Origin of the sequence: Mesorhizobium koreense, from assembly GCF_031656215.1 — a bacterium.
In the GTDB taxonomy this organism is placed as follows: domain Bacteria; phylum Pseudomonadota; class Alphaproteobacteria; order Rhizobiales; family Rhizobiaceae; genus Mesorhizobium_L; species Mesorhizobium_L koreense.
The window spans coordinates 2,567,360-2,580,038 of record NZ_CP134228.1; the positions used below are offsets into that span (position 1 = coordinate 2,567,360).

Sequence of the window (12,679 nt, forward strand, 5' to 3'; positions counted from 1 at the left end):
GAACTCCGGACTCATGGATTTATCGGATTTAAGATAGTCTATGGGACCAGGAGGGGCTCGAGATGCAGGTCGTGCTGTCGATCGATCCGAGTGATACGCGCACGCTGCAACGCCAGTTGTTCGACCAGATCAGGGAACTGATCCTGAACGACAAGCTGCGTAGCGGGGATCCTGTACCGGCATCGCGGTCGCTGAGCGAACAGCTCGGCGTGTCGCGCAACACGGTGATACTGGCCTATGAGCAGTTGCTCAGCGAGGGCTATATCGAAAGCCGCCCCAATGTCGGAACCTTCGTGAGTTCGGACCTGCCTGAGCGCGTGATGGCGGCGACGTCCCAGTCCGGACAGGCCGAACAGCAGGCCAACGACAATTACGGCGATACGCACCCGCTCTCCTGCGGCGTCGGCGCACAGATGGTCATCAGCCCCAATCGCGGCAAGCTCGATTTCGATTTCTGGGTCGGCAGGACCGACGCGTCGACCTTCCCGGCCAATGAATGGCGGCGCATCCTCGATGCCAAGGTGCGTTATGGCGGCGCCCGGCTCGCCGAGTATCAGGACCCGCAGGGGCTGCCGGAGCTTCGCCAGGCGATTTCCGACCACATAGGACCGGCGCGCGGCGTCTCGGCTAGCCCGGAACACATCATTATCGTCAATGGCTCGCAGGACGGGCTGTCGCTGATTTCACGCGTTCTCGCCGGCTATGCGAGGACTTTCGTCCACGAGGACCCCTGTTATCAGGGGGCGCGGTTCCTGTTCCAGAGCTGCGGCTTTTCCATGCAGCCGGTGCCCGTCGACAATGACGGCATCGATGTCGACCGCCTGCCGAAAACCAGACGCTCCCTCCTCTATGTCACGCCCTCGCATCAGTACCCGCTCGGCGTGACGCTGTCGCTGGAGCGGCGGCTGAAATTGCTGGAATGGGCGGCGCGTACCGACAGCTTCATCATCGAGGACGATTATGACGGCGACTTCCGCTACGAGGGCGCGCCGCTGACCGCGCTGCGCGGCCTCGATCGGGGAGGGCGCGTGCTCTATGTCGGCACCTTCTCCAAATCGCTGGCCGCCGGCCTGCGCCTCGGCTTCATCGTGGCGCCGCCGTCTCTCGCGCGCTCCTTCCGCGAGTGGAAGTCGCTCGCCAGCAACGGAACTCCGTGGCTGGAACAGGCGGCCATGGCCGAGTTCATGAACAATGGCGGCTTCATCCGCCACCTCAGGCGCATCCGCGCCATCTACAAGACGCGGCGCGACCTCGTGGCTGCCTCGCTCAGACAAAGCTTCGGCGATGCCGAGATAAAGGGCCTGCGCGGCGGCATGCATCTGTCGCTTCGCGTGCCCTGCCGCTTCGGCCCCGCACCGGAGATCGAGAAGGAAGCGGCTCAGCGCGGCGTCGGCATCTACACGCCCGGAAAGGGCGGTGCCTTCATTTCGCCTGACCATCCGCGCGCCGGCGACACGCTGCTCTTCGGCTACGCGGCGCTGCCGGAAAAGCATATCCGAACCGCGATGGCCAAACTCGCCGAGATCGCGGCGGCGCAGGAAAGGGTCCTCGTCAATGGTTGACTCGCTGATAAAGCTCGGCCAGCTCGCGGTGTGCCTCGCCCTGGTGCTGAGCGTCTATGCGGTGGTCCAGGCCGTCCTGTCGGTCACGGGCCGAGCGCCTGCAAGGCTGCGTGCGGCGCGCAACGTGCTCTACGCCAATGTCGCGCTGGTGAGTTTCGGCTGCGTAATGCTGATCTGGTCTTTCGCGACGCTCGATTTCTCCGTCGCCTATGTCGCCCAGAACGGCAGTTCGCAGCTTCCGATGATCTACCGGCTGACGGCGATGTGGGGGGCGCATGAAGGCTCGCTCATGCTGTGGCTGTGGTATCTGACCATCCTGTCGGCGGTGGCGGCCTGGCTGCATTTCCGCGACCATCCGCTTTCCATGCCGTGGGTGATCGCGACATTGGCGACAGTTCAGTTGGGCTTCCTCGCCTTCATCGTCTTCTTGTCCAATCCATTCCTGACGATGACCCCGCCGCTCAGCGAGGGGCAGGATCTCAATCCGCTGCTCCAGGATCCCGGCCTCGTCTTCCATCCGCCGGTGCTTTATCTCGGCTATGTCGGCTTCGCGGTCCCGTTCGCCTTCGCGCTCGCCTCGCTCATCCGCACGCAGGCCGGCACGGAATGGGTGAGGGTGGTCAGGGGCTGGACACTGTTCGCCTGGACGATGCTGACCAGCGGCATATTGATGGGCGGCTTCTGGGCCTATTACGAACTCGGCTGGGGCGGCTATTGGGGTTGGGACCCGGTCGAGAATGCCTCGCTGATGCCGTGGCTCACCGGCACCGCGCTTCTCCATTCGATGATGGCGCAGGACAAGCGCGGCCTCTTCCGCACATGGAACGTATTCCTGGTCGTCACCACCTTCCTGCTGACGCTGATCGGCACCTTCCTGGTGCGCTCCGGCGTGCTCACCTCCGTCCATGCATTCGCCGTCGATCCCGGACGTGGCGCCTACATGCTGGGCTTCCTCACCATGGTGATGCTGGTCGGCTATGGCCTCATCATTCTGCGCGCCGAGCGGCTTTCGGCGGACACGCTGGTGGAAAGCGCCTGGTCGCGCGAAAGCGCCATCCTTGCCAACAACGTGCTGCTCCTGGTTGCCGCCGCCACGGTCTTCGTCGGCATGCTCTACCCGCTCTTCGTGGAAGCCGTTTCCGGTGAACGCCTGAGCGTCGGCGCGCCTTATTTCAACAAAGTCGTCGTGCCGCTGATGCTTGCGGTCGTGTTCCTTCTCGGTATCGGTCCGTCGATCCCATGGCGCAGGATGAACCCGCGACGGCTCGCGATCGGGTTCAGGGTCCCGGTGCTGGCGGCAGTCCTCGCCCTCGTCGTTACGCTCGCCTTCGGTGTTCACAACGCGCTGACTGCCGTGGCGATCCTCGCCGTCTCCTTTGCCGCCGCCGCGACCCTCGTCGATGTCGTCACCGGCGTCGTAGCACGGCAACGAACCACCTGCGAGCCGCTATGGCTTGCAGCGGCGCGGGCGTTTGCCATCGGCCGGCGGCGCTATGGCGGGCTGATCGTTCATTTCGGCATCGCGCTGATCGGCGCAGGTATCATCGCGTCGGGTCTGTTCCAGACCGCCGTCACCGTGTCGCTCAAGCCGGGCGACAGTTTCGAGCTTGCCGGCAACGTCGTCACGCTGCGCGGCGTCGAGGACGCGAACGGCCCGGGCTATAGCGGCCGCGCCGCGGCGCTCAGCGTCTCGAAAGACGGCGTGCCGCTCACCGAAATGCGGCCCGAGAAGCGCTTCTACCGCGTGCGCTCGATGGCGACGACCGAGATCGCCATCCGTTCCTCGCTCGCCGGCGATCTCTACATGGTGGCGGGCGACGAGACGGCGGAAGGCGGCATCGTCATCCGCGGCTACTGGAACCCGCTGGTGAACTGGATATGGACTGGCTGGCTGGTCGTCGCCTTCGGCGCGCTGTTGTCGCTTTCCAGCGCGAGACGGAAACGCGCGCCGCGCGCGGTGCCGGCGACGGGGATCGAGGGGGTACCGGCGGAATGACCGCGCTCGCTGCGAAAATGCGCGCCGCGCCGCGCTGGAAATGGCTGCTCGGCGGCGCGGTGGTTGCCATACCGCTCCTGCTCGGCATCGGGCTCACCAGGGACCCGTCCTTCATCCCGTCCATGGTCGTCGGGCATCAGATTCCCGCATTCGAACTGGCGAAGCTTTCCGGCGAAGGCAAGGTCGCCTCCAGCGAACTTGTTGGCAAGCCTTTCGTGGTCAATTTCTGGGCGTCATGGTGCGTCTCGTGCCGCGAAGAGCATCCGGTCCTCATCGCGCTCGGCAATGAGGCCGCCCGTTCCGGCAGCTTTTCGATGGTAGGCATCAACTATCGCGACGGCCGCTCGGCCGCGCTCTCCTATCTCGAAAAGCACGGGAGCTTCCCCTACCCGTCGGGTGTCGACGGGCGCGGCCGCACCGGCATCGACTTTGGCGTGTACGGCATGCCGGAAACCTATTTCGTCGATGCGGGCGGCATCGTGCGCGCCCGGCATGTCGGTCCGCTGACCGGAGAGGCCATCGCGAAGAACCTCGCGCTCATCGGAGCGCAGCCATGACCAGATTATCCTTCCTGTTGGCCGCTTTCCTGCTGCTGACGGCCTCGGCCGAGCCCGCTTCCTTCCGCACGGAGGCCGCGCAGGAAGAGACGGTGCGGGCGATCGCGGTCAAGCTCAGATGCCCGGTCTGCCAGAGCGAGAACATCCTCGATTCCCAGTCGGGCACGGCAAAGGAGATGATGACGATCCTGCGCGAACAACTCGCAGAGGGACGCTCGGAGGCCGAGATCGTAGAGTTCTTCCGCAGCCGGTACGGCGACTACGTCATGCTCTCGCCGCCGGCTTCGGGGTATGGCGGCCTCGTCTGGGCCGCGCCCCTCCTTCTGCTTCTTGCCGGCGGCGGGGCCTATCTTCTCCTGCTTCGCCGCAGCACACGCGCTTCGGGCATGCTCGATGCTACCGCATCTGGACAGAGCCCGTTGACGGAACAGCATTTGAAGGGGCTCGAACTATGATTGTCACCCTTGTCTCGCTTCTTCTCTGCGCCGCTGTCGTCGCGCTGACGGTAAGCCCGTTGTTCCGTAAAGGCGGCAACGAGCCGCTCGGCAGGGGGCTGGAGGATGATAGTCCGATCCGCCGCTGGCAGGAGGAAAAGGACAGGCTGACCGCGCAATTGCGCGAAAACGACCTGGCGCTCGCGGAAGGCCGTGTCGATGCTGCTGCGCATTCCTCCATCGCGGCGCGGTTGGCGGCAGACGCCGACCACGCCCTCGTCAGGCTGCGCCGGGCGCGCGAAGGCCTGACGCCGGTGGCAGCGGAGACCGCGCGCCGCATAAGACTGCCCGTTGCGGCAACCGCAGCCGTGCTGGTCATGGCTGCGACCTATGGCGTGCACGCCTTCGCCTCGCTCGGCGACATCGACAGGACGCGCTCGCCGCATGCGAATGGCGAAATGCCGGTAAATGCCGCTAAGGGCGGTGCGAGCATGCCCCTCGGAGCCGACGGCGCGCCGGATATTGGCGCGATGGTCGCCCGACTGGAGGCAAGGGTGAACGGCGGCGACTATACGCCCGAGGATGCGGCGATGCTTCTGAGAAGCTACCGCGCGCTCGGTCGGGACGCCGATGCGCGGGCGCTGTTGCCGAAGGCCATCAAGGCCTTTCCGGACGACATGAGGCTCAAGCTGACTTTCGTCGAGACGGCGCTCGGCAGTTCCGATCCGGCCGATCTCACCGAGGCAAAGAAGATGGTCGCGGAGATGCTTGCGGCACAGCCCGACCTGCCCGAGGCGCGCTGGTACCACAGCCTGTTCCTCGTCATGGAAGGCCATATCGACGAGGCCCGCAAGGAATTGCATGCGCTCCAGCCGCTTGTCGCCAAGATCCCCGAGGCGGCCAAGGCGGTGTCGAGCCTTCTCGACCGCCTCGACATTCCCGAACATCAACAACTCCCACCCAAATAGGCAGGAGCCGGAAAATGGCACATCTCAGCGCTATGCCCGATCTCGAAACCGAGCCCATACAGCTCTGGGGCACCGGTCCGGACTACGACGACATCTTCCGCATGTCGCTGATGGAACTGAAGCGGGAAGGGCGCTACCGCGTCTTCCAGGAGCACCGCCGGCTGGTCGGCGAATTCCCGCTTTCGGTCGCCGTCAGCGACAAGGGGGAGAGCACGGTCACAGTCTGGTGCTCGAACGATTACCTCAACATGGGCCAGCATGGCGAAGTCCGCGCGGCGATGAAGCAGGCGGTCGATACGTTCGGGGCGGGCGCCGGCGGCACGCGCAACATATCGGGCAACCATTCGCCGATCGTGGCGCTGGAACGAGAGCTCGCCGCGCTGCACGGCAAGGAGGCGGCGCTGGTCTTCGGCTGCGGCTACCTCGCCAATCTGGCGACGCTGGCGACGCTCGGCCAGTTGCTTCCCGATTGCGTCATCGTCTCGGACGAACTGAACCACGCCTCGATGATCCAGGGCATCAAGGCAAGCCGCGCCGAGAAGCGCATCTTCCTGCATAACGACCTGCTCCATCTGGAGGAGATCCTGCGCAGCATCCCCAAATCCCGCTGCAAGGTGGTGGCCTTCGAGTCGGTCTATTCCATGGACGGCGACATCGCCCCGATCGCGGATATCGTCGAAATCTGCGAACGCTACGGGGCCATGGCCTATCTCGACGAGGTTCATGCGGTCGGCATGTATGGAGCGACTGGCGCGGGCGTAGCTGAGCGTGACGGCATCGGCAGCCGCGTCGGGCTCGTTCAGGGCACGCTGGCCAAGGCATTCGGTGTCATTGGCGGCTATATCGCGGGCTCCGCGGTTATGGTCGACGCCATCCGCAGCCATGCCAACGGCTTCATCTTCACCTCGGCCCTGCCGCCGCCGGTGGCCGAAGCGGCGCTCGCCAGCGTCAGGCATTTGAGGGCCAGCGGAAGCGCGCGGGCGGCACTGCACGAGAATGTCCGCAAGCTGCGCAGCCTGCTTCGGCAAGCGCGCATCCCCTTCCTTGACGGGCCGAGCCATATCGTGCCCGTGATGGTGGGCGATCCGGTCAGGTGCAAGGCCGTCAGCGATCTCCTGATCGAGCGCCATGCAATCTATGTGCAGCCGATCAACTATCCGACCGTGCCGCGCGGCACCGAAAGGCTGCGGATCACGACGTCGCCGGCCCATACCGATGCCATGGCGGAAGCGCTCGTTGCTGCTCTCTCGGAATGCTGGCGCGACCTGAGATTGCCGCTTGCGGCGGATGGTATCTGAATGGCGGGTCGGACCAGGAAGACCAGGCGACTGATCGCGCTCAGCGGAGCCGGCGCGGCGCTCAGCCTTGCCGTCGGCCTCGTGCTGGTGGCGCTGAGGGACGACATCGTCTTCTTCCGCTCGCCGTCCGAAGTCCTGACCGGTGCGGCCGAGGGAAAGCAGTTGCGGCTGGGCGGAATGGTGGAGGACGGCAGCATCGTGCGTTCGACGGACGGGCTCCATGTGACCTTCCACGTGACCGACGGTTCCGGCTCCGTGCCGGTCTCCTACCGCGGCGTCCTGCCGAACCTCTTCCGCGAAGGGCAGGGCGTCGTGGTGGAGGGCGCGATGCATGGCGGAACGTTCGAGGCGGCGAGCGTCCTTGCCAAGCATGACGAGAACTACATGCCGAGGGAAGTCAAGGCAGCGCTCGAAAAGGGCGGTTACGTCGAGGCTCGCGACCGGCAATAGCGGGCCGGCATCGCTACCCGCAATTCCACCGACGAAAAGGAGAACCCCATGCGTTACGTGATGATGGCTGCGGCGTGCGTCGCGCTGACGTGGTCCGCTCTAGCGAGCGCGAACGCGGCCGAAGTAGAGGTGAAGATGCTCAACAAGGGCGAAAAGGGCGTCATGGTGTTCGAGCCCGATCTCGTACGCATCCAGCCCGGCGACAGCGTCCATTTCGTCGCCGTGAACAAGGGCCACGATGCGCAGAGCATCGAGGGCATGCTGCCGGACGGCGCGGAGCCTTTCGCCGGCGAGATGAACAAGGACGTCACCGTCACCTTCACCGTTCCGGGCGTCTATGGCGTGAAATGCAAGCCGCACTACCCGATGGGCATGGTGGCGCTGGTGGTCGTCGGCACGCCAGCGAATGTGGACGCCGCCAAGGCGGTGAAGCATCCGGGCAAGGCGAAGAAGGCCTTTGAGGCGATCTTCGAGGAATACGGGAAGACCGCCCCGGAGTGACTGAAGAGATGCCGGTTTTGCCGAGGAGTGATGCCGTGGCATCACGCCGCCGGCAGCGATCGTTATCCGCCAGCCATCTGCTCCGCGATCTTCCGTCCAGCCGTCAACAGTGCGCTTCCAGCGCTCTCGATGAGTTCGTCGGTCTGGCGTTGCTCCGGAGCGGACAGGCTGATGGCAGCGATGGGATAGGAGAGATCGTCGAGGATGGGAACGCCTATGCACATGGCACTCTCTTCATTCTCGCCGATCTCGATCGCATATCCGCGAGCGCGAATCTCCTTCAACTGCCGGCGCAGCACGCTCGAGTCCACGATTGACCGATAGGTCTGCTCCGGCAGCCCCCTGGCGAGGAGTGCGTCGCGTGCGGTGTCGCTCAGGTGCGCGAGGATGGCCTTGCCGAGCGCTGTGGTATGAAGCGGGTTTCTGCTGCCGACCCTTGCCTGCATGCGCAGGGTCCGCGTCGATTCGATGATCTCGATGTAGACGATCTGGCCGTCGGATTCGATGGCAAGATTGATGGTCTCGTTGAATGTCTGATTGAGTTCCCGCATCACCGGAACGGCTACCTGCCGCAACCGGTGCATGCTTCCGTCGGTGCGGGCGAGATTGCGGAACCGCATACCGATACCATAGCGGTCCCGATCGGCGTCATGGGACAGGAACATCGTGGCGCTCAACGTCTGGAGATAGCGGAACACCGTCGTCTTCGGCATGCCGAGAGAATTCGCCACCTCGGTCAACGAAACATCGCGTCCGCTCTCCGCTATGAATTCCAGCACTTTGATCGCCTTGAAGACAGGCGCGACGATGTAGTCCTCATTCGGCAATCTCAACGAGAAGCCTCCTTTTTTCGTCAGGCGAAACAGCGGTTTCTTTACACGGAACCCTGCCAATGCTCTGTTCGATCTGTCAATCCCCGGCTTGGTGCCCATCCAGGCGAGAGGTTTGGTTTTCGTCAGAAAGGAGATGTCGTGAGCACAGCGGCTGCAAGAATTTCCGGATCCTCCGCCAAGTCGTGGCTGCAAGCGACCGAGCGCCTGAGCACGGCCCTGGTTCTCGATATCCTCGATAGCAAAGGCCTCAGGCATCAGGCGCTGCGGCCCGGGATCCTCGCGCGTACCACGCAGAAACCGACCGTTGGCTTTGCGAAGACATTGCTTTGGGTGAATTTCGCGCACGACGATCCCACTACCTATGACCTCGAACTCAAGGCGATCGACAGCCTGGAGCCGGGAGAGATCGTCGTCTGCGCCACCGGCAACTCTTCGCGGGCGGGCATATGGGGAGAATTGCTGACGACGGCTGCGATGCAACGCGGCGCGGTTGGCATCGTGACGGACGGAGCCATACGCGACATCGCCCAGATGGATGCGATGGGCTTCCCCGTATTCTCGCGTTCCATCTCTCCCTACGACAGCTTCAACCGCCAGAAGGTCTTCGCCCTCGATATCCGGGTCGAGATCGACGGAGTGACGATAGAGCCTGGAGACGTCATCGTCGCCGACCGGGACGGCGTTGCGGTGGTGCCGGCGCAGCTATCCGACGAGGTTCTTGCCGATGCGCTGGAAAAGGCGGGCAAGGAGGATCAGTTCCGGGATGCCGTCAAGGGCGGCATGGGGCTGCTCGAGGCATACGAGAAATTCCATGTCCTCTGAGAATTACGACTTACCGCCCGGAATGGTGCCGGATGAGCTATGAGTTCGATTTCACGGACGTCTTCGCGGCCTGGCCGGAGCTGCTGCAGGGGCTGACCGCGACGCTGATACTCTCGGCGCTGGGAATGATCATCGGGATGGCGGTCTCGGTTGCCGGCGCGCTTGGCAAGACCTCGGGGCCGGCATGGCTCCGCTGGGTCATCAACGAGTATATCGAGCTGATCCGCAACACGCCGCTCCTGATCCAGATATTCGTGATCTATTTCGGTCTGCCGGTGCTCGGCTTCAGATTGTCGTCGAACGCGGCGGCGCTGCTGGCGCTGGTCGTCAATGTGGGCGCCTATGGCATCGAGATCATCCGCGCCGGCATCGAGAGTATCCAGAAGGGCCAGATCGAGGCGGGCAGGGCGCTTGGCCTGCGGCCTTTGCTGATATTCCGCTTCATCGTCCTGAAACCCGCCATCCAGGCGATCTATCCCTCGCTGACCAGCCTGTTCATCATGTTGCTGCTCAACACCAGCGTCTGTTCGGTGATCGCGGCAACCGAGTTGACGGCGGTAGCGAGCAACATCCAGTCACGCAATTTCCGCAGCTTCGAAATCTACTTCGTCGTCACGCTGATGTATCTCGGCCTGTCCATCTTCTTCTGGACAGTCTTCGCCGCGATCGAGCGCGCGTTCCTGCGCATCCCCACGCGGTAGCCCAGGATGCGCGCGCTCGAGGCAACCGATCTCATCTACATCGTCCTGGCGGCGCGCTGGACGCTGCTACTTTCGCTGGCCGCCTTCCTGGGCGGAGGGGGCGGCGGCCTGCTGGTAGCGCTTGCCCGTACCAGCGAATACAAATGGCTGCGGATCGTTTCGGCCGGCTACATCAAGCTCTTCCAGGGCACGCCGCTCCTGATGCAGCTCTTCCTCGCCTTCTTCGTGCCGGGACTGTTCGCCTTGTCGGTCGATCCCTGGACGGCCGCGGCGCTGGGTCTCTCGCTCAATGCCAGCGCCTTCCTTGGTGAGATCTGGCGCGGCGCCATCGAGGCCGTGCCGCGCGGACAATGGGAGGCGGCGACCTCGCTCGGGCTGCGCTACGCCCCGACGATGGGGCTAGTCGTGGCGCCGCAGGCCGTCAAGATCGCGATCCCTCCAACGGTCGGGTTCCTGGTGGAACTGATCAAGGGCACATCGCTCACCTCGATCATCGGCTTCGTCGAACTGACGCGTGCCGCGCAGGTGGTCAACAACGCCACCTTCCGGGCCTTCACGATCTTCGCCGTCACCGCGCTTGTCTATTACATCATCTGCCGCCCGCTATCGGCCTACGGCAGGAGACTGGAGGAAAGGCTCCGCATCGCCACACGCTGAAGGTGTCGATGAAAACATCCGTCCAACCTGAGAGGAGAACGTCGCATGTCTTTATTTAAATCCATCAGCCGCCGCGATTTCGGCTCGCTGACCCTGGCCGGTCTTGCCGCCGCCTCGCTCGGTATTGTGCCCGCCCAGGCGGCCACGCCCGACGAAATCAAGGCGCAGGGCAAACTGACGGTCGGTGTCATGACGGACTATCCGCCCTTCGGCGGCATCGATGCCCAGCAGCACCCGGAGGGTTATGACGCCGACGTCGCCAAGCTCCTGGCGGATTCGCTCGGCGTAAAACTCGAGCTCGTTCCGGTGACCGGCCCCAACCGGATCCCCTATCTTCTGACCAACAAGGTGGATGTGCTGATCGCCACCCTCGGCATCACCGCTCCGCGCTTGAAGCAGGTATTGTTTTCCAATCCCTACAGCACGCTGACGATCTATGTGCTGGCGCCGAAGAGCGTCGATATCAAGACGCCAGAGGATCTGAAATCGGTGACGATCAGCGTCTCGCGCGCGTCGACGGAACTGGCCGCTCTCGAAGCGATCGCGCCGAAAGGCACTCCGCTCAAGATCTATGACGATGATGCGACGTCGATACAGGCGCTCATCTCCGGCCAGACCCAGGCGCTCGGCGCAAGCACGGTCGTCCTCGCTCATCTCATCAAGAATTTCCCGCAACTGAACATCGAGCCGAAGATCCTGTTGAACGAGCAGGCAAACGGCATGGCCATCCGCAAGTCCGACACCGCCTTGCTGGAATACGCCAACAAGTTCATCGCCCAGATCGTGGAGAACGGCGAGCTCTCCAAGATCAACGAGAAATGGTTCGGCTTCCCGCTGAAGAAGCTGCCGCCGATGCCGAAGTTCTGAGCCTGCGGAACATGTGCCCGGCCCGGCGCCGGGCACATTCCTTCGGCTGTCGGCAAGAACGGTCATCCTACATGCGCTCGGCCCGAAGCTGTCGTCCTGCTGGACACGACGGCAGCGGTTCCGGATAGTGATCGGCGCATCATGTCGGTTGCAGGCGGCACTCATGCGTTGGCAAGTCGGTCACGGGCGGCATCTGGATCTCGGCGCCGAATCCGTGTTGATGGGGATACTGAACGTCACGCCGGATTCCTTTTCCGACGGCGGACGGTTTGATCGCCCGGAGCCCGCTCTTGCTCACGCCAGGCAGATGCTGGCCGAGGGCGCGGCGATCATCGATGTCGGCGGCGAATCGACCCGTCCGGGTGCCGAGCCGGTTTCGGCCAATGAGGAGCAGGCGCGCATCCTGCCCGTCATCGAACAGCTTTCCGCCGAGGGCAGGGCGCTGATTTCGGTGGACACCTATCGGGCCGAGACGGCGCGGCTGGCGGTAGCGGCCGGCGCGCATATCGTCAACGACATACACGGCCTGCAACGCGAACCGGATATCGCGCGTGTGGCGGCTGAAAGCGGCGCCGGCATCGTCGTCATGCATACCGGCCGCGACCGCGAAAAGCTGCCGGACGTGATCGCCGACGAATTTGCTTTCCTTCGAAAATCCCTTGAGATCGCGAGGACCGAAGGCGTTGCGGACAACCGCATCGTGCTCGATCCGGGCTTCGCCTTCGCCAAGGGCAGCGAGGAGAACCTCCAACTCATGGCCCGTTTCGGCGAGTTGCACGGTCTCGGCTTTCCGCTCCTCGTCGGCACGTCCCGAAAACGCCTGGCGCGCCATCTGGTCGGCGAACACGATGAGGCACGCGATATCGGCACGGCGGCGACCAGCGTGATCCTCCGCCTGAAGGGTGCATCCATTTTCCGCGTCCATAACATTGCGGTCAACCGTGACGCTCTGGCTTTCGCCGACGCTGTACTGGAGCGGGAAAGGCGGCCAGGTAGCGGCTACAACCTTTGAAGCCGAGAGGCCAATAGCGGT

General features: G+C 63.9%; 14 protein-coding genes. 13 read left to right on the top strand and 1 reads right to left on the bottom strand.

Annotated features, from left to right (window positions below):
• The first annotated feature begins 62 nt into the window (after window positions 1-62).
• Genes pdxR through RBH77_RS12235 form a run of 8 tightly spaced genes read left to right on the top strand, consistent with a single transcriptional unit; the run spans window position 63 to window position 7,766 of the window.
• On the top strand, window positions 63-1,562 hold the full coding sequence (gene pdxR, locus RBH77_RS12200) for a MocR-like pyridoxine biosynthesis transcription factor PdxR (RefSeq protein ID WP_311027860.1): 1,500 nt from the start codon (window positions 63-65) through the stop codon (window positions 1,560-1,562).
• The gene (locus RBH77_RS12205; protein ID WP_311027861.1) at window positions 1,555-3,558 is read left to right on the top strand and encodes a heme lyase CcmF/NrfE family subunit; all 2,004 of its coding nucleotides are present in this window, start codon (window positions 1,555-1,557) and stop codon (window positions 3,556-3,558) included. The genes pdxR and RBH77_RS12205 overlap by 8 nt, the downstream gene beginning before the upstream one ends.
• Window positions 3,555-4,115 carry a DsbE family thiol:disulfide interchange protein gene (locus RBH77_RS12210; RefSeq protein WP_311027862.1) on the top strand — a complete coding sequence of 187 codons (561 nt, stop codon included), beginning with the start codon at window positions 3,555-3,557 and terminating at the stop codon, window positions 4,113-4,115. Before RBH77_RS12205 ends, RBH77_RS12210 begins: the two co-directional genes overlap by 4 nt.
• Window positions 4,112-4,570, top strand: coding sequence for a cytochrome c-type biogenesis protein (locus RBH77_RS12215; protein WP_311027863.1), 459 nt, complete (start codon window positions 4,112-4,114; stop codon window positions 4,568-4,570). Before RBH77_RS12210 ends, RBH77_RS12215 begins: the two co-directional genes overlap by 4 nt.
• The gene (locus RBH77_RS12220; RefSeq protein ID WP_311027864.1) at window positions 4,567-5,517 is read left to right on the top strand and encodes a tetratricopeptide repeat protein; all 951 of its coding nucleotides are present in this window, start codon (window positions 4,567-4,569) and stop codon (window positions 5,515-5,517) included. The genes RBH77_RS12215 and RBH77_RS12220 overlap by 4 nt, the downstream gene beginning before the upstream one ends.
• 14 nt (window positions 5,518-5,531) lie before the next feature.
• Window positions 5,532-6,815, top strand: a complete 1,284-nt coding sequence (gene hemA, locus RBH77_RS12225; RefSeq protein WP_311027865.1) for a 5-aminolevulinate synthase — start codon at window positions 5,532-5,534, stop codon at window positions 6,813-6,815.
• The gene (gene ccmE / locus RBH77_RS12230; protein WP_311027866.1) at window positions 6,816-7,265 is read left to right on the top strand and encodes a cytochrome c maturation protein CcmE; all 450 of its coding nucleotides are present in this window, start codon (window positions 6,816-6,818) and stop codon (window positions 7,263-7,265) included.
• A 48-nt stretch (window positions 7,266-7,313) separates the two neighbouring features.
• Window positions 7,314-7,766, top strand: coding sequence for a pseudoazurin (locus tag RBH77_RS12235; RefSeq protein WP_311027867.1), 453 nt, complete (start codon window positions 7,314-7,316; stop codon window positions 7,764-7,766).
• Window positions 7,767-7,828: 62 nt separating this feature from the next.
• On the opposite strand, the gene RBH77_RS12240 is transcribed toward RBH77_RS12235, so the two are convergent.
• Window positions 7,829-8,944 carry an IclR family transcriptional regulator gene (locus tag RBH77_RS12240; protein WP_311027868.1) on the bottom strand — a complete coding sequence of 372 codons (1,116 nt, stop codon included), beginning with the start codon at window positions 8,942-8,944 and terminating at the stop codon, window positions 7,829-7,831.
• Between RBH77_RS12240 and RBH77_RS12245 the strand changes: the two genes are divergently transcribed.
• From RBH77_RS12245 to folP, 5 genes are all read left to right on the top strand, one after another.
• Window positions 8,861-9,421 (top strand): RraA family protein, encoded by a 561-nt coding sequence (locus tag RBH77_RS12245; RefSeq protein WP_311032520.1) that lies wholly within the window; start codon window positions 8,861-8,863, stop codon window positions 9,419-9,421. The two genes, RBH77_RS12240 and RBH77_RS12245, sit on opposite strands and share 84 nt — an antisense overlap.
• Before the next feature lie 32 nt (window positions 9,422-9,453).
• The gene (locus RBH77_RS12250; RefSeq protein WP_311027869.1) at window positions 9,454-10,122 is read left to right on the top strand and encodes an amino acid ABC transporter permease; all 669 of its coding nucleotides are present in this window, start codon (window positions 9,454-9,456) and stop codon (window positions 10,120-10,122) included.
• A 6-nt stretch (window positions 10,123-10,128) separates the two neighbouring features.
• Complete coding sequence (locus tag RBH77_RS12255) at window positions 10,129-10,779, top strand: amino acid ABC transporter permease (protein WP_311027870.1); 651 nt, start codon at window positions 10,129-10,131, stop codon at window positions 10,777-10,779.
• Window positions 10,780-10,824: 45 nt separating this feature from the next.
• Complete coding sequence (locus tag RBH77_RS12260; RefSeq protein WP_311027871.1) at window positions 10,825-11,646, top strand: transporter substrate-binding domain-containing protein; 822 nt, start codon at window positions 10,825-10,827, stop codon at window positions 11,644-11,646.
• Between the two features lie 163 nt (window positions 11,647-11,809).
• On the top strand, window positions 11,810-12,658 hold the full coding sequence (folP, locus tag RBH77_RS12265) for a dihydropteroate synthase (protein WP_311027872.1): 849 nt from the start codon (window positions 11,810-11,812) through the stop codon (window positions 12,656-12,658).
• The last annotated feature ends 21 nt before the right edge of the window (window positions 12,659-12,679 follow it).